Below are 22461 nucleotides of genomic sequence, written 5' to 3'. Positions count from 1 at the left end.
CGGATGTTGCCGGCGAGCGCCCTACACCACCAGCCGCGAGTACCCCACGCCCCCGCCCTTCACCACGCGGATCTGCGCCGGTATCCGCTCCTTCAACGCCTCCACGTGGCTGATGATGCCGATCATCTTGCCGCTGGCGTTGAGCGAATCCAGCGCCGTGAGCGCCACCTCCAGCGTGTCGCCGTCCAGCGATCCGAAACCTTCGTCCAGAAACAGCGAGTCGATCGACGTCTTGTTGCTCACCAGGTCCGACAGCGCCAGGGCCAGCGCCAGGCTGACCAGAAAGCCTTCGCCGCCGGACAGGGTGCGCGTGTCGCGCGCCACGTCGCCTTGCCAGGCGTCGACGATCTCCAGCTCCAGCTCGCCGGTGGACTTGCGGCGCAGCAGGTAGCGGCCGTGCAGGCGGGCCAGGTGCTGGTTGGCCAGCTGCAGCAGGTGGTCCAGCGTGAGGCCCTGGGCGAACTTGCGGAACTTGTCGCCTTTGGAGGAGCCGATCAGCGCGTCCAGCCGCTGCCACACGTCGCTGTCGGCGGTCTGCTGGCTGATCTGCGCGAACAGGGTTTGTTGGGTGGTGCGCAGCTGGTCGTCACGCGTCAGCAGGGCGCGGTGGGCGCCGATCTGTTCGCTGACGGCGCTGCGCTGCGCTTCCAGCTCGGACAGGCGGGCGGTCAGCTCGTCCAGTGACTGCGGTGTGAGCGCCTGGGCCTGCAGCTCTTCATGGCGGGCGTGCGCGGCCTGCAGCAGGGCGTCGGTGCGTTGCTGTGCGGCCAGCAGGGCGTCGCGCTGGGCGGCCAGGCGCTGGCGCTCGGGCTCGGGCAGCAGGGCGGCGTTGAATCGGCCCAAGTCGGCGAAGGGGCTGGCCTGCAGCGCGGCGTGCCATGCGTGGGCCGCGGCCTCCAGGGCCGTGGCTTGTTGGGTGCGGGTGGTTTGTGCCTGGGCTTGGCGGCCTTCCAAAGCCGCCAGGGTGCGTTGCAGGCGCTCTATTTCCGCCACGCTGGCCTGCAAGGCTGCGGCTGCATCGGCCGCGCCATCGTGGGCCCCGTCGTCGTCCAGGGTTGCCGACAGGGGTAGCTGCAGGTTCGCGTCGGCGGGCTGGTCTGCACCGCCAGCGGAAGTGGCTTGCAACGCAGCCCATCGTTGCGACCACAGTTCAGCCTGCGCCTGTGCTGCGTCGCACTGGGTTTGCAGGCGCGTGATGCTCTGGGCCAGCGTCTGCAGCTCGGCCTGGGTGTGGCGCCAGCGTTGCCATTCGGCGTCGCGCGCCTGCAGCCAGGGCGCGTGGTCGGCGGGCAGGTCGTAGCCAGCGGCTTGCACGGCGGCGCGCAGGCGGGTGTCCAGCGCAGTGCATTCGGCCTGGGCGGTGCCGATGGTGTCTGCCAGCGTGGCCTGCCGCGCGTGCGCTTCGTGCACGGCTTGCTGCTGCAGGGCCAGTTGGTGCGTGGCGGCTTGCAGGCTCTGGTCGCACTGGCTGGCAGCGGCCTGGGCTTGCTGCACGCGCTGCTCTGCGGCCTCTGCGTTGTGCAGGGCGTCGGCCAGGCGTGCTTGAGCGGCTTGGGCGGCTGCGTGCCCGGCTGCGAGTTGGTCGGCGTGCTGCCAGTCTTCGGTGCGCAGCGCGGGCAATGAGGTCAGCGCGTTCGGCGCTTCGGAGGGGGCCGCTGCGTTCAGCCCGTTCTGTTCGCTCTGCACGTTCGGCGCATTCAGGGGTTCGATGCAGGTGGCCCACTCTGCATCCCACTGGCCGATGCGCTGGGCGGTCTTTTGTTGCTGGTCCATGCGCTCGGCCAGCCGGGTCTTGCTGGTGGCCAGCGACTCTGCCACGGCCTGGCCTTGGGCGGTCAGCGCCTCCAGCTCGGCCTGTTTGTGCTGCAGCGCGGCCTCGGTGGCCGACACGTCCAGCGCCTGGTAGGCGTCGATGGCGGGGTGCGCGGTGGCGCCGCACAGCGGGCAGGGCTCGCCGGGTTGCAGGGCGTGGCGGTGCTGGTCCAGGCTCTGGATACGGCGCTCTTGCTCCAGCAGCTGGCGCTTGTCGGCCACCTGTTCTTTCAGGCCGTTGTACTGCGCGCGCAGTGCCAGGCGTGCGGCCTCCTGGCTGGCGGTGGCCGCTTCGATGCGCTGCATTTCCGTGCCCAGTGCGGCCTGCTGCTCTGCCAGTTCGCGGCGCTGCTCGCCCAGTTGCACAGCGTGGCGCCAGGCGGCCACATGGCCCTGTGCGTGTTGCCAGCGCTCGCGCAGCGTGGCGATGGTGTGGCCGCCCAGCTGTTGCTGCTGCTCTGCCTGGGCGGTGCGCAGTGCGGCGGTGGCGGTGGCCTGGTCTTGCGTGGCGGCGTCCACGCGCGCGCTCTGGGCGGTGACCTGGTCGCTGCGCTGGGCGATGTCTGCCTGCAGCGCCTGCAGTGCCGTGTGGTGCTCGGCCAGCTTGCCCTGCAGGTGCTGCCGTTGCAATAGCTGCTGGCGCCATTCGCCCAGGCGCTCGCCCAGGTGGGCGTGCTGCGCGCGGGTGGTGCAGTAGTCGGTGTGGCGTTGCTGCGCGGCCTCGGCCTGCGCCAGCTCGGTCTGCGCGGCGTCGGCCACGCGGTGGGTCAGCACGGCGGCGGCGTGGTGGTGCTGGGCGTGTTGCGCGGACTCGTGCTGGTGCTGCGCCTGCAGGCTGGCCAGCAGGGTGTCGCTGGCTTCGCAGGCGGCCTGGGCCTGCTGCCACGCCGCGTGCGGTGCGCGCAGGGCCTGGGCGGGCTCGCTGTCGGCCAGGCGTTGCAGGTCGGGGGCGGCGGCCTGCAGTGCGGCAGCGGCCTGCTGCTGGCCGGTGGTGGCGGCCAGCACGGCCTGCGCGCTGTGGTCCATGTCGATGTGCCACTGGCGCTGCGTGCTGGTGGCGGCGTGGGCGTGCTGCACCTCGGCCAGCGCCCGGGTCCATTCCTGCAACTCGGCCTGCATGGCGGCGCTGCGCTCTGCGGGCAGCAGCTCCACGCCGTCGGCGCGGGCCTTGAGCTGGTTCAGCTGCTCGCGGGCGTCGCGCGCCTGTTCGAACACGCGGCGGGAGATGTCGCCATAGATCTCGGTGCCCGTCAGCTCTTCGAGCAGCTCGGCGCGGTCGTTGGCGCTGGCATTCAGGAAGGCCGCAAACTGGCCCTGCGCCAGCAGCATGGACCGGGTGAAGCGGCCAAAGTCCAGCCCGGTGATGTCGGCCACGCGGCGCAGCTTGTCGTTGCTCTGGCTGCACAGGACGGTGCCCAGGCCGGTGGCGGGGTCGACCTGGGCCAGCTCCACCTTGGGGTCTTGCAGCGCGCCGTCCACCTTGTCGCGGGCGCGGCGCTGGCTCCAGAAGGCGCGGTACACGACGCCCTTCACTTCGAATTCCACCTCGGCCAGGCAGTCGGCGGTGTGGCGCGTCATGAGGTCGTTGGACGACTTGGAGACGCTGGGCAGCCGCGGCGTCTGGTGGTAGAGCGCCAGGCAGATCGCGTCGAGCAGGGTGGACTTGCCCGCGCCCATGGGGCCGGTGATGGCGAACAGGCTGTTCTCGGTGAACGGCGGCCGGGTGAAGTCGATGGCCCATTCGCCCTTGAGCGAATTGAGGTTCTTCAGGCGCAGCTTCAGGATCTTCATGCCGCGCCTTCGGTGATGCTGCGGACCACGTCGGTGTACCGCTGGTTCAGGGCCTGCCGCAGGTCGGGCGACAGGTCTTCCTGCGACAGCCGCCGTGCAAACACGTCGCCCGGGCTCAGTTCGTCCAGGGTTTCCAGCGCCTCGGAGAACAGCGTGGCGGTGGCGCTGGCGCGCTGGCGGCGCACGCGCAGCACTTCCACCGGCCGGCCCTGCGTCATGGTGTTGATGCGCTCGGGCAGGTCTTGCAGGTAGTCGTCTTCGGCCACGGTGACCTCCAGCCAGGCCGGCTTGTCGGCCGTGCCTTCCGATGCGGCGGCGGCGATGGCCGCGGGCAAGGCGGCCAGGTTGCCGCTCACGGACACCAGCGCCTGAAACCGCGGCACGGGCAGCGGCGTAACGCCTGCAAGGCCGGTGGCATCCAGGTCCACCAGCAGCACTTCCTTGTGCTGCCGCGCCTCGTCAAAGCCCAGCGGAATGGGCGATCCGCAGTAGCGGATGTGCGCGAGGCCGCCCACCTTCTGCGGCTTGTGGATGTGCCCCAGCGCGATGTAGTCCACCGGCGGAAATGCGGCGGTGGGAAAGGCGTCGAGCGAGCCCACGTAGATCTCGCGCACCGACTCGTTGCTGCTGGCGCCCACGGTGGTGAGGTGGCCGGTCGCGATGAGGGGCACGCGCCGGCCCAGCGTCTGCTGCAGCTGCGCCTGCAGGGCCAGGCCCGCGTCATGCACGCCCTGGTAGTACGCCTGGATGGCTGCCTGCAGGGACTGCTGCTTGTCCTCAGCGCTCTGCCCGGCCTGGCTTTGCCACACATCGCGCGGGCGGATGAACGGCACGGCGCAGACGATGCACCCCGGCACGTGGCTGCCATCACCGCCGCGCCGGGGCAGCACCACCACATGGTCGGCCGGGTCGCTGACGGCCGCCACCACCGTGGTGTTCAGCACCGCGAGCAGCGAGCGGCTTTCGCCCAGCGTGGCGACCGAGTCGTGGTTGCCGCCCAGCAGCAACAGCGCCACGCCCTGGCGGTGCAGGCTCACCACCAGGTGGCTGTACAGCTCGCGCGCGTAGCTCGGCGGTGCGCCGGTGTCGAAGATGTCGCCCGCGATCAGCACCGCATCCACCGCATGCGCATCGACCTGGACCAGCAGCCAGTCGATCAGCGCCTGGTGTTCGGCCTGGCGGCTCTTGCCCATGAAATGCTGGCCCAGGTGCCAGTCGGAGGTGTGGAGGATGCGCATGGGATGGGTGGGTGGAATGGGCTGAATGAACTGTACGAGCCGAATAGGCCGAATACTATGCTTTTGATAGCTGCTGGCGCTTGCTGATCAAGCGGCAGGGGCTTGTTTCGTCTCAATATCCGCCCATTCCGCCAGCTTTTGCTGCAGCTCTTCCTTGCTGGGCAGGTACAGCTGGTACTCCCTGGCGTGGATGTTGGCGCCCTGGGGCAGGGTGATCTCGACCAGCGCCTCGTGCTTCTTCTTGCACAGCACGATGCCCACCGTGGCCGCTTCGGTGTCGGTCTTGACGTGGCGGTCGAAGTAGTTGACGTACATCTGCATCTGGCCCAGGTCCTGGTGCGTGAGCTTGCCCAGCTTCAGGTCGATGAGTACGTAGCAGTGCAGCAGGCGGTTGTAGAACACCAGGTCCACGAAGAAATGCTCGTCGTCGAAGGTGAAACGCTTTTGGCGCGCCTCGAACAGAAAGCCCTTGCCCAGCTCCAGCAGGAAGCGCTCGATCTGGCTGATGATGGCTGCCTCCAGGTCCGATTCGGAAAACCGGGCCTGCTCGGACAGCCCCAGAAACTCCAGCACCAGCGGTTCCTTGAGCAGGTCGCTGGCGCGGCTGACGGTGTGCCCCTGGTGCGCCAGCTGGCGAATGCCGTCCTGGTCGCGGCTCAGGGCCAGGCGCTCGTAGAGCCCGCTCTGAAACTGGCGCTTGAGGTCCCGCAAGGTCCATTGCTGCTGGGTGGACTCGATTTCGTAGAAGCTGCGTTCCTCGGCATGCTTGATGCCCAGCAGGAAGACGTAGTGGGACCAGCTGAGGGTGAAGGGGCGCTCAGATTGTCCAGACGCTGTCTGGCCGATCTGAAACGGCGCGGTGCCAAGCGCCAGCGATGATTGTCCAGACGCTGTCTGGACAATCAGCACGCGCTCCCGGTACGCCAGGTAGAAGCTGCGGCAATAGGCGATATTGCTGCGCCCGAAGCCCTTGCCGAACTCTGCGGTCAGCCGCTCGGACAAGAGACTGAGCAAGGCATTTCCATAGCCCGCCCGCTGCTCCCCCTGCTGCTCGAACTCGACAATGTGCCGCCCGATCTCGAAGTGGGTGTGCACCTGCACCAGGTCGACGCCGCGGGCCACCGTGCTGCGGGCCGACTCGATCAGCGTGCGGATGCTGGCAAACAGCGCCGACTCGGGGTCGGTCAGGGCGGAAGCAGCGCGGGGCGTCTTCGTCATGGCGGGTCCTCAGGCGGGGGGTGAAATGCGCAGATGACTGTATTTTTGCACAGTGTTTTGCGCGGCCAGCCTCATCTGCTCCGCGCGCTCCAGGCCCATGCGCATCACCTGTGCATCACCCGCGCACCACCACCACCGCTCACACCCTGACCGACGCCCCCGTCGCATAGAACTGCCCACCCGCCACGTAGTGCAGCGTGCGCAGCGCATCGGGTGCAGTGTCGAACTCCCAGTGCCCGTGGCGGAACACGCGCTCGTCCGCCCAGGCGGCCACCACTTCGCCGATGAAGAGGTCGTAGGTCTGCTGGTTGTGGGGCTCGGGGATGACGCGGCACAGCAGCCAGGCGGCGCAGCCTTGCACCAGCGGGATGTGGGTACTGATGTGGGTGCTGGCGTGGCCGGGGGCGTGGAAGAGCTGCACGCCATGCTGCTGCAGCTTGTCTGGGTGGGTCTTGGCGCTGTCGGTGCCGATGGCCACGGTCATCGCCGCCATGGGCACGGTGGGCAGCTGCAGCGCGAACTCGCCGCTGGCCTCCACCAGCTCGCGGGTGCGCGTGGCCTTGTCCAGCACCAGCGTCACCTTGGGCGGCGCAAAGTCCAGCGCACAGGCCCAGGCTGCGGCCATCACGTTGTGCTGGCCGGCGTGCGCGGCCGACACCAGCACGGTGGGGCCGTGGTTGAGCAGGCGGTAGGCCTTGTCGAGCGGGACGGGGGTGAAGTGCTCGGGGGCAGCGGTGGCGATGGTGGAGGTGGTGGTGGACATGCGGGCTGTGCTGGACGGTGGTGGAGGTCTTCCCCCGAAGCCTACGCCAGATGCGCCAGCAGATGGCGCCAGAAGTTCAAGCGTGCTTCCAGCGTGGACACCAGGATGTGCTCGTGCAGCGTGTGCGCGCCGTCGCCATCGGCGCCCAGGCCATCGAGCGTGGGCACACCCAGGGCCGAGGTGAAGTTGGCGTCGCTGCCGCCGCCCGTCATGGGGGCGTCTTCCAGCGTGAAGCCCGCGTGGCGGGCCGAGTCCTGCGCACGGGCCAGCAGGGCCTGCACGGCTTCGCTCTTGACCATGGGCGGGCGGTTCACCTCGACGTCGATATCGAGTTCCATGTCGGCACCCACCGGGCGCAGCGCCTGCATCTTGTCCACCAGCTCGTCCGCCGCCTGCAGGTCGGGCAGGCGAAAGTCCACCACGCAGCGGCAGCGGTCGGGCACGGTGTTGGTGGCGGTGCCGCCTTCGATGGTGCCCACGCTGACGGTGACGCCGCGCGCGTAGTCGGTCATGGCCTCCAGCGCCAGGATCTGGTGCGCCATTTCGCGGATGGCGCTGCGGCCCTTCTCGTGCTGCACGCCGGCATGCGCGGCGCGGCCCTTCACGCCCAGGCGCAGCATGCCGGTGCCCTTGCGCGCCGTCACGCACTTGCCGCCGTTGGCGCGGGCGGGCTCGCACACCAGGGTGTAGCGCGCGTTGCGTGCAAAGGCCTCGATGTGTGCGCGCGAGGCGTGGCTGCCGGTCTCTTCGTCGGGCACCACCACAAAGTCCACCGGCAACGCGGTGGCGCCTGCGGCGGCCAGGTCGCGCAGCGCGGTCAGCGCCAGGTAGATGCCGGCCTTCATGTCATAGCCGCCGGGGCCATAGAAGCGGTCGCCCTCGATGCGGCAGGGGTTGTCCTGGAGCGTGCCGATGGGGTGCACGGTGTCCGAGTGGCCCAGGATCAAGAGGCCCGGTCGTGCGTCGCCCGCAGCCCGGTTGCTGATGTGCAGCAGCGGCCCCACCGCAGCGCCCAGCGGCGTGACCGCGGCTTGCAGGCCGGCGCTTGCTGCATAGCCCTGCATGACCGCGACCATGCGCGCCAGGCCTTCGGGGCTGCTGGTGGGGGACTCGCATTGCATCCACGCGGTGATGCCATCGACGAGGGACTGGGTGGTGGGTGAGGTCATGGGGGCGGCTCCGAAAAAGGGTGTGGCGATGGGCGATGGGCGACGCGTTGGCGTTCGGCTTCGGGTCGGACGCGGTCAGGCCGTGTGCCGGCCCGCCAGCGCGGCCAGCTGCGCAGCGTCGGGCAGGCGGTGGTGAAACCACAGGTGCGCGCACACGGCCGACATGGCTTCGCCGTCGTGGCCGATGCCTGCGACGGTGTGCAGTTGCCACGCGAACGGCAGGCCCCGGCGCGCCGCCTCGGCCTGGGCCGTTGCGAAGTAGTTGAGCGCGCGCGCATAGCGGTGCGGGCCCTGGCGCAGCGCGGCGGGCTCGGACGGCAGGTGCGGGTCGTGGGTCTCGGTGTCCTGGTCGCCCGCCAGGATCGTGAGCGGGGCAGCGAACAAGCGGGCCAGGCTGTCGGCATCGGCCGGGGTGCCGCTCAGCCCTTCGGGGAAGGGCAGGTCGAGCAGCGGCAGCGTGTACCACCCCGGGTTGCCCGCGGCGACCTGGGTGAACACGCCAGGGGTCAGCACGCTCAGCAGGCGGTGCACGAACTGCCCGCCCGCCGAGTGGCCGAACAGGTAGAGCGGCTGGTCCGCCAGCACCCCGGCGGCTTTCAGGTCGTCCACCAGCCGGGTGACCACGGTGTACGACCAGGCCTCGGGCGCGGTGGTGGGGGCGGTGTCGGCCAGCGCGGCGCGGTCGGTGGTGGCCAGCAGGTTGCCGTTGTTGTAGCTCACCACGTCGGGCCACTGCGCGTCGGAGAACGTGGGCGCGATGATGACCAGGCCGTGCTCCTCGGCGGCCGGAATCCAGAAGTCGCGGTAGTCGTCGCCGTTGCGCATCACGCCGTGCTGCACCAGCACGACGGGGCTCTGGGCGGTGGCGTGCGCGGGCCTGTAGGTGTGGAGGGTAATGGTGCGCGCATCGGGTGTACCGGTCGCAACGCCGTTGCCGTAGTCGACCGCGTGGCGGCCCACGCGCAGCACGGCGTCGCGCAGGTTTTGAAGGCGTGGTTCGTGGGGCATGTCAGGTGGGGCGGGTGGGTCGGGTGGATCAGGTGGGGTCAGGCGGGTTCAAGGGGCCGTGTGGTTCAGGTGGCAGGCCGACCAGTGGCCGGGCGCAATGGCTTCCAGCGGCGGCACTTCTTCGCGGCAGCGCGGCATGGCGTGGGGGCAGCGGGGGTGAAAGGTGCAGCCCGATGGCGGGTTCAGCGGCGAGGGGATTTCGCCCTTTATCGGCACGAACACGCGCTTGCGCCGCGCGAGGTCCGGCACCTCGGCCATCAGCGCCTGCGTGTAGGGGTGGTTGGCGCGCGCAAAGATCTCGGCCGTGGTCGACATCTCCACGATCTTGCCCAGGTACATGATGGCCACGCGGTCGGAGATATGCCGCACCACGCCCAGGTCGTGGCTGATGAACAGGTAGGTCAGGCCGTGCTGCGCGCGCAGGTCCATGAACAGGTTGATCACCTGCGCCTGGATGGACACATCCAGCGCCGCCACCGGTTCATCGCACACCAGAAACTTCGGCGACACCATCAGCGCCCGGGCAATGCCCACGCGCTGGCGCTGCCCGCCCGAGAGCTGGTGCGGCAGCCGGTCGCGGTACTCGGCGGCCAGCCCCACCTCGGCCAGCGCCTGGTCGATGCGCGCGGGGATCTCGGCTGCGGGCGCGAGCTTGTGCACCTGCAGCGCCTCACCCAGGATCTGGTGCAGGCGCTGGCGCGGGTTGAGCGAGGCCTGCGGGTCCTGGAACACCATCTGCACGCCCAGCGTGTAGGCCAGCTTGTCGGCGCGGTTCAGGCCCGCCACGTCGGCGCCCTGGTACCGCAGCTCGCCCTCGGTCTGGTGGTGCAGGCCGGCCACCACACGGCCCAGGGTGGATTTGCCGCAGCCCGATTCGCCCACCAGGCCCAGCACCTCGCCGGGCGCGATGGACAGGCTCACGCCGTTGACGGCATGCACGGTGCGGGGCACGGGCTTCTTGCGCGCCAGCTCCAGCGCGCGCCCGATCAGGTCCTGGTGTTTGGTAAAGCGCTTGTGGACGTTGCGCAGCTCGATGACGGGAGGCAGGGTCGTACTCATGCGGCAGGGTCCAGGGCAACGAGGGGGGCAAAGCAGCGGTAGGTGCGGCCGCCGGCCACCGTGCGGTCGGGCTCGGTGGTGGCGCACTGCGGCAGGGCCCGGCTGCAGCGCGGTGCAAAGGCGCAGCCTGCGGGGCGGTTGCTCAGCGTGGGCGCCATGCCGCTGATCTGGCGCAGGCGCTCGCCGGGCTGGATGGCGCCGGGCAGCGAATCGAGCAGGCCGCGGGTGTACGGGTGCGCCGGGGCGTCCAGCACCTGCGCCACCGGGCCGGACTCCACGATCTTGCCCGCGTACATCACGGCCACCTTGTCGGCCAGCTCGGCGATCACGCCCAGGTCGTGCGTGATCCAGACCAGCGCCGTGCCGTGCGTGCGGCAGATCTCCTGCATGCGGTACAGGATCTGGCCCTGGATGGTCACGTCCAGCGCCGTGGTCGGCTCGTCGCAGATGATCAGCGCGGGCTGGTTGAGCATCGCAATGGCAATCGCCACGCGCTGGCGCATGCCGCCCGAGAACTCGTGCGGGAAGTTGCGCAGGCGCGATGCGGGGGCGGGGATGCCCACCATCTCCAGCGCCTGCACGCAGCGCTGCAGGGCCGCCGCGCGCGAGACCTCGGGGTGGTGCGTCTGGATGGCTTCGAGCATCTGCTCCTCGATGCGCAGCACCGGGTTCAGCGTCATCAGCGGGTCCTGGAAGATCATCGCGATGCGGTTGCCGCGCAACCGGCGCATCTGTTCTTCGGTCAGGCCGCGCAGGTCCTGGCCCTGGAACAGCACTTCGCCGGCGATCACCTCGCCCGGCGGGTCGATCAGGCCGAAGATGGAAAAACCGGTGACCGATTTCCCCGAGCCGGACTCCCCCACCAGGCCCACGATCTCGCCGGGCTGGATGGACAGGTCCACACCGCTCACGGCAGGCCAGGCGCCTTCTTCGGTATGGAAAACGGTGTGCAGGCCACGCACTTCAAGCAAAGGGGTTGTTGTGGTCGTCGTCGTGGTCATCATCAGCCCCTCGGGTCCAGCGCGGCGCGCAGGCGGTCGGCGATCACGTTGATCGTCAGGATCAACAGCAGCAGCGCGAGGCCCGGGAACATGCTGATCCAGTAGTCGCCCGACAGCAGGTACTGAAAACCGTTGGCGATGAGCAGGCCGAGCGACGGCTCGGTGATGGGCACGCCCACGCCCAGGAACGACAGCGTGGCTTCGAGCACGATGGCATTGGCGATCTGGATGGTGGCGAACACCATCACCGGGCCCAGGCAGTTGGGCAGCAGGTGGCGCAGCATGATGCGCCACGCTGGGAACCCGAGGTTCTGCGCCGCCTCGATGTATTCCTTGCGGCGCTCCTGCAGCGCGCGGCTGCGCATGATGCGCGCGTAGTGCGCCCACTGCACGGTCACGATGGCGATCACCACCTTGTCCACCCCGCGGCCCAGCATGGCCAGCAGCACCAGCGCCACCAGGATGGTCGGAAAGCCCAGGATGAAGTCCACGATGCGCATCAGCACCGTGTCGACAAAACCGCCGATGTAGGCCGCCACCAGGCCGACGAGGCTGCCGATCACCGTGGCCAGCGCCACGGCGGCCAGGCCCACGGTCAGGCTGATGCGCAGGCCGTACAGGATGGCGCTGAGCATGTCGCGCCCCTGGCTGTCGGTGCCCAGCCAGTAGGTCAGGCCGTCCATGCTCTTGGAGCCTGGCGGCAAGCGGCCGTCCATCAGGTCCAGGGCCGCCAGGTCATACGGGTTCTGCGGCGCCAGGAACGGCGCCAGCATGACCACCAGCAGCAGGACGATGAGCGCGATCACCGAGCCCTTGACGGACGGGCGGCTGCGCAGATGTTTGAGGATGGCGCGGCGCCGCGGCGTGTCCGACAGCGGTGTCGCGGCGGATGGGGCGGGTGTGATCGGTGTGTTCGACGTCTTCGGGGTGATCGGCGCGACCGGCGTGGGGGGAGATTCTGGAATTGTCATCGTTGTCGGTGCCCGCGGTTATTCCGATTCCTGCAGCTGCACGCGCGGGTCGAGCGCGGCATACAGCATGTCCACCAGCATGTTGATCATCACGAAGATGAAGGTCACGAGCAGCACATAGGCCACGACCACCGGGCGGTCCAGCTGGTAGATGCTGTCGATCAGCAGCTTGCCCATGCCGGGCCAGGCGAACACCGTTTCGGTGATGGTGGAGTAGGCGATCAGCGTGCCGAACTCCATGCCGATCACGGTGACCACCGGGATCAAGATGTTGCGCAGGATGTGGCGGGTCAGGATGCGCCGGGGCTTAAGGCCCTTGGCGCGCGCGAACTTCACGTATTCCTGCGTCTTGGCGTCCACCACGCCCGTGGCCGTGAGCCGCAGCACCAGCGCGATGTTGGCCAGCGCCAGGTTCACGGCCGGCAGCATCACGTGCTTCCATCCGTCGGCCGTCAGCAGCGACAGCGGCACGCCGAACACCGCCACCGTGTCGCCGCGCCCCGCGGCGGGCAGCCATTGCAGCCACACCGCAAAACACAAAATCAGCACCATGCCCTGCCAGAAGCTGGGCAGCGAAAAGCCCAGCACCGAGCCCGCCATCAGCCCGCGCCCGGTGGGCTTGTCGTTCTTGAGGCCGGCGATCAGGCCCAGCGGAATACCCACCACGATGGTCAGCGTGATCGCCACCAGCACCAGCTCCAGCGTGGCCGGAATGCGCTGCACGATCAGCTCGATGGCAGGGATGCCGTGCACGAACGAGGTGCCCAGGTCGCCCTGCAGCGCGCGCACCAGAAAGCTCGTGTACTGCTGCCAGATGGGCAGGTCGAGCCCCAGGCGCTTGATCATCGCCAGGCGGTCGGCCTCGCTGGCTTCGGCATTGACCAGCAGTTCGATCGGGTCGCCCACGGCATACACCGCAAAGAACACCACCAGCGACACGGCCAGCAGGACAAAAAGGCTCTGCATGAGCCTTCGCAGGATGAAGATGAACACTCAGGCACCCCCTCGCGAAATGGATGGAAGCCTCGGCTCAGCGGCACGGCGCCTGCCGCTGGGCAGGGTGAAGAAGGGGGCTTTGGACATGGCTGGCCTGTGACGACGTGGCTGGGCGCGGCATTGCGCGGCATTGCGCGAGGAGGGCGCGACGTGGCGCTGAAGGAAAAATAAAAATACGGAGTGCTCTAGGAGCCTGTCGGACTTGGAAATCGTCGGCTGCAAATTGACCGCAGCGGTCCATTTCTTACCGTCTTTTTGCCCCATAGCCGTGCTATGAGGCTGCAAATCCGGCAAAAACTGTCCTTGCTGGGGCCAATTTTCGCTTCGACGCTCCAAGTCCGCCAGGCTCCTAGGCGCACCCCGTATCGTTCACTGACCCGCGACGGCTTACTTGGGCTTGACCGAGGTGGCCAGCGTGTACTGGTCGCGGCGGCCTTCGTAGCTCAGGCCCTTCTTGAAGGCCCAGATGCTGCTTTCAAAGTGCAGCGGGATCAGCGCCACGTTGTCGAGCGCGAACTTGGTCGCGGCTTCCAGGCCGGCCTTGCGCTTGGCGGGGTCCACCAGGTCGGCAGCCGGCAGGTACAGCTTGTCGAACTCGGGGTTGTAGTTCGCGCCGTAGTTGCTGGTGCCCTGGCCCTTGGGCGCATCCAGCGATGCCACCCACAGCTGGAACAGCGCCGATGCCTCGCCCGTTTCCGCAGGCCAGCCGCCCATGGGCAGGCTGAACTCGCGCTTGGCGCGCTTGGGGAAGTAGATCGATGCCGTCATCGCATCCACGTTGGTCTTGATGCCGATGCGCGTGAAGTACTGCGCCACCGACTGGGCCACCTGGGCGTCGTTCACGTAGCGGTCGTTGGTGGACGACAGCGTCAGCTCGAAGCCATTGGGGTAGCCGGCTTCGGCCAGCAGCTTCTTGGCGCCTTCGGGGTCGAACTTGATCTCGGGGGCCTGGGGCAGCGCGCCGAACATGCCGTCGGGCATGTACTGGTAGGCGGGCGTGGCCATGCCGTCCATGATGCGCTGCACGATGGCCTTGCGGTCGATGGCCATGTTCATGGCCCGGCGCACGCGCACATCCTGCAGCGGGTTCTTGCCGTCCGCGGCCTTCACCTGCGGGCTGGGGTTGCGGCCGATGTCGGGCTGCAGGAACACCAGGCGCGTCGACGGCGTGGCGACGAAGTCGAACTTGGCGTTGTCCTTCACACGGGTCAGGTCGCGCGCGGCGGGGTTTTCGATCACGTCGTAGTCGCCCGACAGCAGGCCCGTCAGACGCGGGCCGGCGCTGGGCACGGGCACCATCTTCACGGTCTTCCAGTGCGGCTTCTCGCCCCAGTAGGCATCGTTGCGCTCCAGCTGGATGCCGGTTCCCTTGACGTAGGATTTCATCAAATACGGGCCGGTGCCGATGGCCGTCTTGCCGGTGTTGAAGTCGGTCACGGTGGGCCAGGCACCGGTCACGCCGCAGCCCGTCTTGGGGGCGAACGCGAGCTTGCCGCTTTGCGCAATGCCGCTCCACACGATGGGCAACGACCGCGCCATTTCAGCGGGCAGCAGCGGCAGCGGCGCGATGGTCTTGATGATGACGGTCAGGTCATCGGGCGTCTTCACATCGGTAATGCGCTTGGTGGTGTCGGTGTACGACTCCGAGACATTGGTCTCGTTGTTCAGCGTGCGGCAGATGGTGAACAGCACGTCCTTGGACGTGAACGGCTTGCCGTTGGAGAACTTGACCCCGGGGCGCAGCTTGAACTCCCACGTCAGGTCGTCCAGGTTCTTCCACGACGTGGCCAGCGAGGGCACCAGCTCCATCTTGGCGTTGCGCGCCACGAGCGAGTCGTACACGTGCGCCGAAAAGGCATCGTTCGCCGTCATCTTGTGATAGTGCGGGTCGGCCGCCGTCGGCTCTGCGGCCAACGCGATGGTGAGCGACTGCGCGTGCACCACGCCCACCGCACACACCGACACTGCCACACCACCCGCCAGGGCGGACACGGTCTTTCGGATGCCTACATTCATTTTCGGATTCCTTTTTTATCAACCACTCGATGAAACACACGCAGCGAACCGGCCGTGGGGCCCGCGTTCGCTATGTATGCATATTATCGGTTCATCCAGGGGCAGAACCCCACTCGGGTATTCCGCAGTGCGCGTGCGCGCAGTCGCCTGCCGGGGCGTGGGCAACATGGCGCTGCCTGGGTGGCATGCTATGTATTCAATAGCATGTGGTGCATGCGGGACAGGCGGTGGAGGTCATCCGGGCGTCCCGCATGCGCGCAACGTGGCACGCTGGCGACCGGCTCACGCACCGATGAGCCAGTAACATCCCCCTGCCCACAACCCGCCCCTGCAGGGGCCCAACGGAGACAACAACAATGTTCAGTCATGTGATGGTCGGTGTGAACGACCTGGAAGTGTCCAAGAAGTTTTACGACGCGCTGCTGGGCACGCTCGGTGTGCCGCCCGGCGTGGCCAACAAGAACCGCTACTTCTACCGCGGCCCCAACGGCACCTTCGCCATTTCCACCCCCATCAACGGCGAGCCCGCCACGCAGGGCAATGGCGCCACCATCGGCTTTGCGGTGCAGTCGCCCGAGCAGGCCGACGCGTTCCACGCAGCCGGCGTGGCCAACGGCGGCACGACGTGCGAAGACCCGCCGGGCTTTCGCGAAGGCCCGTCGGGCGCGCTGTACTTGGCCTACCTGCGCGACCCGGACGGCAACAAGCTGTGCGCGCTGCACCGCCCGCCCAAGCCCGCTGCGGCTTGAAGGCGTCGTTGCTTCTTCTTCTTTTTCACCCTCACGCCGCGGTGCGGGCCGGGGGCCGGCGCACGGCGCGCACCTTGCCGCTGCCGCCGCCACCGCAGTAGAACAGCCCGGCTCCGTCGGACTCGAGCCCGCTCACGCCCACGCCGGGCGGCAGGTCCAGCTGCTGCAGCACCGCGCCGCTGGCGGGGTCAATGTGGCGCAGGGTGCTTTCGTCGCCCTCCCAGGTGCCGTGCCACAGCTCACCGTCCACCCAGGTCACGCCCGTGACGAAGCGGTTGGATTCGATGGTGCGGCGGATGGCACCCGTGGCGGGGTCGATCTGGTGGATCTTGCGGTCGCGGTACTGGCCCACCCACAGGCTGCCTTCGGCCCAGGTCAGGCCCGAGTCGTTGCCGCCGCCCGGTGCCGGAATGGTGGCCAGCACCTGGCCGGTGGCCGGGTCGATCTTGTCGATGCGCGACTCGGCGATCTGGTAGATGTGCGTGCCGTCGAAGGCGGTGCCTGCGTCGCACACCACGTCGAGCGTGCGCGCGGTGGCGCCGCTGGCGGGGTCGAACGCCACCAGTTGCTCGCCCGTGGCGGCCCACACACGGTGGCCGTCGTGCGTCACGCCGTGGACCGCGCTCGCGGTGCCGAACGGCCCGTACTCGCGCACCACCTCGGCCGGCTGGCGCGCGGCAATGGGAATCTGCAGGTGCGATGGCGGGGTGCCGCCGGGCTGGCTGCTGCAGGCAGTGTCTGCGGCAGTGTTTGCGGCGGTGGTGGAGTTGGCCGTGGGGGTGGCACTGGGCGTGGCGTGGGGTGTCGCGGTGGTCATGGCGGTAGCTCCTGGGTGGGTGCCCGTGGCAGGGGTTGCTGGGGCGGTGCGGCCACTTTAGGCAAACGGCTGCGCAGCAGGGAGTAACAAGATCGTCGTGAATCCCACCAGCGGCGCGGCCAGCCAGCGCCGCGCCCGCGCTTGCCCGATGGCGCGCACGCGCCCGGCGGCTTCCAGGTCGGCCAGTGCGCGCTGCACGGTGCGCTGGCTGTCGCCCAGGGCCAGCGCCAGGGCCGATGTGGACCAGGCCGCGCCGTCCGCCAGCAGCGCCACCAGCGCGCCCTGCTCGCCCTCCACCGGCGGTGCCAGCACTGCCACGTCGCGCCCGCCCAGCGGCTGCAGCACAAAGCCGCGCGGCGTGGCCTGCACACCGGCCAGCGGCGCCATCAGCGCGCGCAGGCGGCCGATTTCCACGCGCAGCCGGGCGCGGTGGGTGTCGTCGGGGTGGCGCGTGCGGAACACGGTGGCAATCAGGGCGTCGCGGTCCGCATCGCCGGGCCATGCCTCGGCCAGCGCGCGCACCAGCGCAAACAGCACCGGGCGGCGCGCCAGCGGCTGCCAGGTGTCGCCCGCGCGCACGCCATGGCGGCAGGCGTCCACCACCATCAGCGTGGGGGAGGCCCGCAGCGCCGCCACGCCGTCCAGCCGCAGCATCTGCTCGGCGCCATGGGCCAGGCGGCGCGCGGCAGGCTGGTGGAGCAGCGCGTGGGCCTGCGCCACTTCGGCCAGCAGGGCAGGCACCCCCGATTGCGCCGCGGCCTGTTGCGCGCGCTGCAGGGCCGTGCGTGCCGCGCCGATGTGCAGCGAGCGCAGCGCCAGTTCCGCGGCGGCCAGCTCGGCCACGGCGACCAGCGACGGGGGCCGGCGCGTGGCCGGGTCGGCGGCCTGGGCGCTTTCCAGCGCAGCCGATGCCGCGTCCAGTTGGCCGAGCAAGATCAGCTTGCGCGCCGCCACCAGCCGGGCCTGCAGCGCGTTGGCCGTGTCGCCGTGGGCCTGCAGCAGGGCGGCGGCCGTCAGCAGCGCGTGGGTGGGCCCGCCCAGGTCGCGCAGGGCCAGGGCCACCTCGGCCTCGGCCACCACACAGCGCGCGCGGGCCACGGGCTCGTGCGCGCCAAAGCCGCGTGCAGCGCGGCGCAGCAGTTCGCGGGCGCGTGGGTGCTCGCCCAGCTGGGCCATGGCAATGCCGCGCAGTGCCAGGGCCGATGGGTCGTCGCGCAGTGCCACGCGCTGCAACGCGGCGAGGGCATCGCCTGCGGCCAGCGCGCGGGCCGCGGCGGAGATCAGCGAATCCATGGCGACAGCCTAACGCAGCGTGCCGCCGCGAGGGTGTGTGGCAGCCCGTGGGGGATACTTGGCGCCTTCGCGCTGCCGCCCGCCGGGTGGTGCGCACCACCCCCAGACACGAGGACCCGCCTTTGAAATCCGCCAGCGCCACCACTTTTGACGAGGCCTACTACCAGCGTTTCTACTTCGACAAAAAGACCAGCGTGGTGGACCCGGCGCACATGGAGCGGCTGGGCACGTTTGTGTGCAGCTACCTCAAGTACCTGCGGGTGCCGGTGCAGCGCGTGCTGGACGTGGGCTGCGGCATCGGGCTGTGGAAGGGCATCGTGGCGCAGCACTTTCCGCAGGCCAGCTACCAGGGCGTGGAGATCAGCAGCTACCTGTGCGAGCGCTTCGGGTGGGAGCAGGGTTCGGTGGTGGACTACGCGGCGGACAAGCCGTTCGACCTCGTCATCTGCCAGGGCGTGCTGCCCTACCTGAGCCCGCCGGACCTCAAGGCCGCGCTGCACAACCTGGGCCGCCTCTCCCAAGGCGCGCTGTATGTGGAGGCGGTATCGCGCGAGGACTACGAGCGCGACATCATCGACGAGGACCTGACCGACAACCGCGTGTTCCGCCACCGTGCCGATCTGTACCGCCGCGGCCTGCAAGAGGGCGCGATCGAGCTGGGCGGCGGCGTGTGGCTCAGCCGCAAAGCCGAGCTGCCGCTGTTTGCGCTGGAGCAATCGGGTGGGTAGTAGCGAGGCGCCAGGCACGGCCCTGCCGGCCAGCGTGGCGCCCCACGCCGTCTCCCGCCTGCGCACCGAGCGCCTGGCCCGCAGCGCCAAGCCCTTCCTCGCGCGCGGCGGCCCCAAGGGCGTGCGTTGCGCCGGCTGCCGGCTGGTGCCCAGCCACTGCATGTGCGCGCTGAGCCCCGAGGTGCCCACGCGCGCGGGCATGTGCCTGCTGATGGCCGACATCGAGCCGCTCAAGCCCAGCAACACCGGATGGCTTATCGCCGACGTGGTGGCCGACACGTTTGCGTTTGGCTGGGCGCGCACCGAGGTGCACCCCGGCCTGCTGGCGCTGCTGGCCGATCCGCAGTGGCAGCCCTACGTGGTGTTCCCCGGCGAGTTCGTGGCGCCGGAGCGCGTGGTCACGGAGGTCGCTCCATCGAATGGCAAGCGCCCGCTGTTCGTGCTGCTGGACGCCACCTGGCCCGAGGCGCGCAAGATGTTCCGCAAAAGCCCCTACCTCGACCACCTGCCCGTGCTCAGCCTGCAGCCCGAGCAGCTGTCGCGCTACCACCTGCGCCGCTCCACGCGCATGGACCACTTCTGCACGTCCGAGGTGGGCGCGCTGTGCCTGGAGCTGGCCGGCGAGCCACACGCCGCGCACACGCTGGAGGCCTACCTGGACGTGTTCACCGACCACTACCTGCAGGCCAAGCACCAGCTGCCGGTGGACGCCAGCGATGCCGTGCACCAGCGGCTCATGGGCCTGCGCAGCGCGCGCTGAAAAAGTACCCGCGCCACCAGCGCGGCCCGGCAGGCGGCGCCACACGGGCAAAATGCACCGATGAAAGCACCCCCCCGCCTGCAGTCCCTCGTTGAAGAAGGCCTGATCGACACCGTGGTCCGCCAGCTCATGAGCGGCAAGGAGGCCATGGTCTACGTGGTGCGCTGCGGCGACGAAACCCGCTGCGCCAAGATCTACAAAGAGGCCAACAACCGCAGCTTTCGGCAGGCGGTCGATTACACCGAGAACCGCAAGGTCAAGAACTCGCGCTCGGCCCGCGCCATGGCCAAGGGCAGCAAGTTCGGCCGGCAAGAGCAGGAGGCCGCGTGGCAAAGCGCCGAGGTCGATGCGCTGTACCGCCTGGCCGCCGCGGGCGTGCGGGTGCCGCAGCCCTACAACTTTCACGACGGCGTGCTGCTGATGGAGCTGGTGACCGACGCCAACGGCGACGCAGCCCCCCGCCTGAACGACGTGAGCTTCACGCCCGAAGATGCCCGCGCCCACCACGCCACGCTGGTGGCCGAGGTGGTGCGCATGCTGTGTGCGGGCGTGGTGCACGGCGATTTGTCGGAGTTCAACATCTTGCTGGCGCACCTGCCCGGCGAAGACGGCCAGCCCGCGGCGGACGGCCCCGTCATCATCGACCTGCCCCAGGCGGTGGACGCTGCCGGCAACAACCACGCCCAGCGCATGCTGCTGCGCGACGTGGCCAACCTGCGCGATTTCTTCGGCCAGTTCGCGCCCGAGCTGCGCACCACCCAGTACGGCCCCGAGATCTGGAGCCTGTACCAGGGCGGTCTGCTGACCAACGAGACGCCGCTCACCGGTCGCTACGCGCCTCAGCACGTCGATGTGGACATGCAGGCCGTGCTGCGCGAGATCGACGATGCGCGCGACGAAGACGCGGCGCGCAGGCTGCGCATGGCCGCAGGCTGAGACGCCGCGTTCAACGCGCCGTGGTCGCGCCAGCCGGGCCTGCGCTACCTGCCGACGCTTGGTGCCGCTGCGAACCCGCGGCTCAGGTAGCGCGAGCCGCGCAGCCCGAACCGCCAGGGCACATCGACCGCCTTGGAGATGCCGATGCGCGGGCCGGTCACCACGTCGTTGGGCGGCATGCCTGCGGCAGCCACCGCATCGGGCTCCAGCAGCGCGAACGGCGGCAGGTGCAGCGGCTGGCCGTTGAAGCTGGCGTCGATGCCCAGCGCCTGTGCCAGGCGCCCCGGACCCGCGCACAGCAGGCGCACATCCTGCAGCCCGCGCCGTGCCTGCTGCGTGTCGATGCCATGGGTGGGTTCCAGCGCGCGCAGCAGCACCCCGGCGCCGTGCCCGGCCTCGCGGCACACGGTGTTGACGCACCAATGCAGGCCGTACGAGCGGTACACATACGCGCAACCCGGTGGACCGAACATGGCCGCATTGCGCGTTGTGGGGCCGCCAAAGGTGTGCGACGCCGCATCCGTCTGGTCGTACGCCTCGGTCTCCACGATGCGCCCGCCCACGCCGTCCACCAGCAGCGTGACGCCGATCAGGCGGCGCGCCACCTCGTGTGCGGGCGCTGAAAAGTCGATGGTGGCCAGCACCAGTGGTGGGTTGGGCGAAGGCGCTGCAGCAGGCGGTGCGGTGGTTGAAAAGGGGCGAGGCATGTGGGCGATCCTGGTGGCTTGAATTGAACGCGGTGCATCGGTGGATCGGTCGGTGGACAGGCAGTGGCGGGTGATTCGGTGAGTGGTCAGCGAAGGGCAAGGTGGCCGCGTGGAGCGTGACCAAGGCCATGTGCACAAGTGCACAAGTGCTGTGTTGTCCTGCCCAGGTACGAGCCATGACGCAACCGATTGCCACCCCAAACACTAGCGAACCGCACGCGGCGCAGGCGCGGTGACGCGGCCTGTCGTGCTGTGCGCCATGGCCTACGCGCGCTGCTGTTGCGGCCGTGTGCAGTGCATGCAGCCCACTAATGCACAATCGCGCGCTTTTCCATGCGACCCACAGGCCCTGTGCGTGCCGCCCGCCATGCGCTTCGCGCTAGGTCGCTGATCCAATCGTCACCATATGCCCTCCCTCCTCATCCGCCACTTCCGCACGGGCGACGAAACCGCACTGCGCGCCGTGTTTCACGCGTCGGTGCACGGCCTGGCCTGCAAGCACTATTGCGCCGAACAGCTCGTAGCCTGGGCGCCGCTGGAGCACGACGCCGCGCAGTGGGCCCAGCGCATGCAGGCCGACCAGCCCTTCGTCGCACAGGCCAGCGACGGTGGCGCCATCGCCGGGTTTGCGGACCTGCAGGCCGACGGCACCATCGACATGTTCTTCGTGGCCCCGGCGTTTGCGGGCCAGGGCGTGGCGCGGGCGCTGATGGCCCACATCCATGCGCAGGCGGTGGAGCGTGGCATCAACCGATTGCACGCCCATGTGAGCCTGACCGCCGAGCCGTTTTTTGCCGCACAGGGCTTTGTGGTGCAGGCGCGCCAGCAGGTGGAGCGCGCGGGCGTGGTGCTGCACAACGCGCGCATGGACAAGGCGCTGGTGGTGGGGATGGGTGGTCACTCCTGATTCGATAGCTGGTGGCGCTTTATCATCGTGCGCTCAAGGCCAATTTGGCTTGAAGCCTGCCCGCCCTGCCGGGCCCCCGTGTTCGCCGGTGCCTTACAGTAGCCGCCCCGCAGCACGCAAACCACCCCCACACCACAGCCCCCAGGCTGCCCCACCCATGACCAAAGACCTGGCCCGACAGAACGATCTCAAACCCATGGCCCTGTGCGAGCCGTGCCAGGGCATCCAGCGCAACTGGCGCAAGGCCCCCGGCCACGCCGAGCTGGTGCAGCGCGGCAACCGCAAGGAAGAGCGCGACCACGGCACCGTCACCATCACCCGCTATGTGTGCGACCGCTGCGGCACCGCGTGGGAGTATGAGAACGACAAGACTGATCAGAAGGTCGGCTGGTCGGTGGTGGGGCGCTAAGAGCGGCTCACAAAACTCTTCTGGCGTCGTTGCAGCGTCTTGTCGTACTACTCGTACTGCCTGCGACGCAGCGCCCAGCCAGAACCGCTTCGCTGAATTTTGTAATCCGCATC

The 22461-nt window shown here is 69.1% G+C and carries 20 protein-coding genes; 6 read left to right on the top strand and 14 right to left on the bottom strand.

The genetic code is table 11. The features are described 5' to 3' along the window. Positions 1–21: 21 nt before the first annotated feature. From ACSQ3N_RS25185 to ACSQ3N_RS25135, 11 genes are all read right to left on the bottom strand, one after another. Entirely contained in the window at positions 22–3603 is a 3582-nt protein-coding gene (locus ACSQ3N_RS25185; RefSeq protein ID WP_436147775.1) for an AAA family ATPase, read from the bottom strand. Then, positions 3600–4841: an exonuclease subunit SbcD gene (sbcD, locus tag ACSQ3N_RS25180; protein WP_436147774.1), complete on the bottom strand. Its 1242-nt coding sequence runs from the start codon at positions 4839–4841 to the stop codon at positions 3600–3602. Before sbcD ends, ACSQ3N_RS25185 begins: the two co-directional genes overlap by 4 nt. A gap of 87 nt (positions 4842–4928) precedes the next feature. Further along, positions 4929–6059 (bottom strand): PDDEXK nuclease domain-containing protein, encoded by a 1131-nt coding sequence (locus ACSQ3N_RS25175; protein ID WP_056171107.1) that lies wholly within the window; start codon positions 6057–6059, stop codon positions 4929–4931. A gap of 139 nt (positions 6060–6198) precedes the next feature. Then, on the bottom strand, positions 6199–6822 hold the full coding sequence (locus ACSQ3N_RS25170) for a flavin reductase family protein (RefSeq protein ID WP_436147773.1): 624 nt from the start codon (positions 6820–6822) through the stop codon (positions 6199–6201). A 41-nt stretch (positions 6823–6863) separates the two neighbouring features. Continuing rightward, on the bottom strand, positions 6864–7991 hold the full coding sequence (locus ACSQ3N_RS25165; protein ID WP_056171102.1) for a M20 family metallopeptidase: 1128 nt from the start codon (positions 7989–7991) through the stop codon (positions 6864–6866). Between the two features lie 75 nt (positions 7992–8066). Next, positions 8067–8999, bottom strand: a complete 933-nt coding sequence (locus ACSQ3N_RS25160) for an alpha/beta hydrolase (RefSeq protein ID WP_436147772.1) — start codon at positions 8997–8999, stop codon at positions 8067–8069. A gap of 48 nt (positions 9000–9047) precedes the next feature. After that, positions 9048–10058, bottom strand: coding sequence for an ABC transporter ATP-binding protein (locus ACSQ3N_RS25155; RefSeq protein ID WP_436147771.1), 1011 nt, complete (start codon positions 10056–10058; stop codon positions 9048–9050). Then, entirely contained in the window at positions 10055–11062 is a 1008-nt protein-coding gene (locus tag ACSQ3N_RS25150; protein ID WP_436147770.1) for an ABC transporter ATP-binding protein, read from the bottom strand. Before ACSQ3N_RS25150 ends, ACSQ3N_RS25155 begins: the two co-directional genes overlap by 4 nt. Continuing rightward, on the bottom strand, positions 11062–12030 hold the full coding sequence (locus ACSQ3N_RS25145) for an ABC transporter permease (protein ID WP_436147769.1): 969 nt from the start codon (positions 12028–12030) through the stop codon (positions 11062–11064). The genes ACSQ3N_RS25150 and ACSQ3N_RS25145 overlap by 1 nt, the downstream gene beginning before the upstream one ends. An 18-nt stretch (positions 12031–12048) precedes the next feature. Then, positions 12049–13023 carry an ABC transporter permease gene (locus ACSQ3N_RS25140; protein ID WP_436147768.1) on the bottom strand — a complete coding sequence of 325 codons (975 nt, stop codon included), beginning with the start codon at positions 13021–13023 and terminating at the stop codon, positions 12049–12051. Positions 13024–13413: 390 nt separating this feature from the next. Continuing rightward, positions 13414–15042, bottom strand: a complete 1629-nt coding sequence (locus ACSQ3N_RS25135) for an ABC transporter substrate-binding protein (RefSeq protein ID WP_056411253.1) — start codon at positions 15040–15042, stop codon at positions 13414–13416. A gap of 356 nt (positions 15043–15398) precedes the next feature. On the opposite strand from ACSQ3N_RS25135, the gene ACSQ3N_RS25130 reads away from it, so the two are divergent. After that, complete coding sequence (locus ACSQ3N_RS25130; RefSeq protein WP_436147767.1) at positions 15399–15791, top strand: VOC family protein; 393 nt, start codon at positions 15399–15401, stop codon at positions 15789–15791. Between the two features lie 31 nt (positions 15792–15822). Here ACSQ3N_RS25130 and ACSQ3N_RS25125 read toward each other — a convergent pair whose 3' ends face one another. Both ACSQ3N_RS25125 and ACSQ3N_RS25120 read right to left on the bottom strand, forming a co-directional pair. Continuing rightward, positions 15823–16608 (bottom strand): Vgb family protein, encoded by a 786-nt coding sequence (locus tag ACSQ3N_RS25125; RefSeq protein ID WP_436147766.1) that lies wholly within the window; start codon positions 16606–16608, stop codon positions 15823–15825. Between the two features lie 57 nt (positions 16609–16665). Continuing rightward, a complete protein-coding gene (locus ACSQ3N_RS25120) occupies positions 16666–17901 on the bottom strand; it encodes a helix-turn-helix domain-containing protein (protein ID WP_436147765.1) in 1236 nt (411 codons plus the stop codon). A gap of 122 nt (positions 17902–18023) precedes the next feature. Between ACSQ3N_RS25120 and ACSQ3N_RS25115 the strand changes: the two genes are divergently transcribed. From ACSQ3N_RS25115 to ACSQ3N_RS25105, 3 genes are read left to right on the top strand one after another with little or no spacing between them, the layout of a single operon-like run. After that, positions 18024–18629 carry a class I SAM-dependent methyltransferase gene (locus ACSQ3N_RS25115; RefSeq protein ID WP_056171694.1) on the top strand — a complete coding sequence of 202 codons (606 nt, stop codon included), beginning with the start codon at positions 18024–18026 and terminating at the stop codon, positions 18627–18629. Then, positions 18622–19389 (top strand): tRNA-uridine aminocarboxypropyltransferase, encoded by a 768-nt coding sequence (locus tag ACSQ3N_RS25110; protein ID WP_235507440.1) that lies wholly within the window; start codon positions 18622–18624, stop codon positions 19387–19389. The genes ACSQ3N_RS25115 and ACSQ3N_RS25110 overlap by 8 nt, the downstream gene beginning before the upstream one ends. 60 nt (positions 19390–19449) lie before the next feature. After that, complete coding sequence (locus ACSQ3N_RS25105) at positions 19450–20325, top strand: PA4780 family RIO1-like protein kinase (protein ID WP_056171078.1); 876 nt, start codon at positions 19450–19452, stop codon at positions 20323–20325. Positions 20326–20369: 44 nt separating this feature from the next. Here ACSQ3N_RS25105 and ACSQ3N_RS25100 read toward each other — a convergent pair whose 3' ends face one another. Continuing rightward, positions 20370–21032: a DNA-3-methyladenine glycosylase gene (locus ACSQ3N_RS25100; protein WP_082517035.1), complete on the bottom strand. Its 663-nt coding sequence runs from the start codon at positions 21030–21032 to the stop codon at positions 20370–20372. A gap of 406 nt (positions 21033–21438) precedes the next feature. Between ACSQ3N_RS25100 and ACSQ3N_RS25095 the strand changes: the two genes are divergently transcribed. Continuing rightward, positions 21439–21939, top strand: coding sequence for a GNAT family N-acetyltransferase (locus ACSQ3N_RS25095; protein ID WP_056171074.1), 501 nt, complete (start codon positions 21439–21441; stop codon positions 21937–21939). 157 nt (positions 21940–22096) lie between these two features. Further along, on the top strand, positions 22097–22348 hold the full coding sequence (locus ACSQ3N_RS25090; RefSeq protein WP_056171071.1) for a hypothetical protein: 252 nt from the start codon (positions 22097–22099) through the stop codon (positions 22346–22348). Positions 22349–22461 lie beyond the last annotated feature (113 nt).

It is taken from the genome of Acidovorax sp. LjRoot194, assembly GCF_964253015.1.
Taxonomy (GTDB): Bacteria; Pseudomonadota; Gammaproteobacteria; order Burkholderiales; family Burkholderiaceae_C; genus Acidovorax.
The sequence above is the reverse complement of the archived record's forward strand: the minus strand, read 5'-3'. Positions and strand labels throughout refer to the sequence as shown.

Excerpts from the sequence above, each read along its gene's own strand:
- ACSQ3N_RS25185 (WP_436147775.1), bottom strand. The coding sequence starts at position 3,603 with ATGAAGATCCTGAAGCTGCGCCTGAAGAACCTCAATTCGCTCAAGGGC.
- sbcD (WP_436147774.1), bottom strand. The coding sequence starts at position 4,841 with ATGCGCATCCTCCACACCTCCGACTGGCACCTGGGCCAGCATTTCATG.
- ACSQ3N_RS25175 (WP_056171107.1), bottom strand. The coding sequence starts at position 6,059 with ATGACGAAGACGCCCCGCGCTGCTTCCGCCCTGACCGACCCCGAGTCG.
- ACSQ3N_RS25170 (WP_436147773.1), bottom strand. The coding sequence starts at position 6,822 with ATGTCCACCACCACCTCCACCATCGCCACCGCTGCCCCCGAGCACTTC.
- ACSQ3N_RS25165 (WP_056171102.1), bottom strand. The coding sequence starts at position 7,991 with ATGACCTCACCCACCACCCAGTCCCTCGTCGATGGCATCACCGCGTGG.
- ACSQ3N_RS25160 (WP_436147772.1), bottom strand. The coding sequence starts at position 8,999 with ATGCCCCACGAACCACGCCTTCAAAACCTGCGCGACGCCGTGCTGCGC.
- ACSQ3N_RS25155 (WP_436147771.1), bottom strand. The coding sequence starts at position 10,058 with ATGAGTACGACCCTGCCTCCCGTCATCGAGCTGCGCAACGTCCACAAG.
- ACSQ3N_RS25150 (WP_436147770.1), bottom strand. The coding sequence starts at position 11,062 with ATGATGACCACGACGACGACCACAACAACCCCTTTGCTTGAAGTGCGT.
- ACSQ3N_RS25145 (WP_436147769.1), bottom strand. The coding sequence starts at position 12,030 with ATGACAATTCCAGAATCTCCCCCCACGCCGGTCGCGCCGATCACCCCG.
- ACSQ3N_RS25135 (WP_056411253.1), bottom strand. The coding sequence starts at position 15,042 with ATGAATGTAGGCATCCGAAAGACCGTGTCCGCCCTGGCGGGTGGTGTG.
- ACSQ3N_RS25130 (WP_436147767.1), top strand. The coding sequence starts at position 15,399 with ATGTTCAGTCATGTGATGGTCGGTGTGAACGACCTGGAAGTGTCCAAG.
- ACSQ3N_RS25125 (WP_436147766.1), bottom strand. The coding sequence starts at position 16,608 with ATGACCACCGCGACACCCCACGCCACGCCCAGTGCCACCCCCACGGCC.
- ACSQ3N_RS25120 (WP_436147765.1), bottom strand. The coding sequence starts at position 17,901 with ATGGATTCGCTGATCTCCGCCGCGGCCCGCGCGCTGGCCGCAGGCGAT.
- ACSQ3N_RS25105 (WP_056171078.1), top strand. The coding sequence starts at position 19,450 with ATGAAAGCACCCCCCCGCCTGCAGTCCCTCGTTGAAGAAGGCCTGATC.
- ACSQ3N_RS25100 (WP_082517035.1), bottom strand. The coding sequence starts at position 21,032 with ATGCCTCGCCCCTTTTCAACCACCGCACCGCCTGCTGCAGCGCCTTCG.
- ACSQ3N_RS25095 (WP_056171074.1), top strand. The coding sequence starts at position 21,439 with ATGCCCTCCCTCCTCATCCGCCACTTCCGCACGGGCGACGAAACCGCA.
- ACSQ3N_RS25090 (WP_056171071.1), top strand. The coding sequence starts at position 22,097 with ATGACCAAAGACCTGGCCCGACAGAACGATCTCAAACCCATGGCCCTG.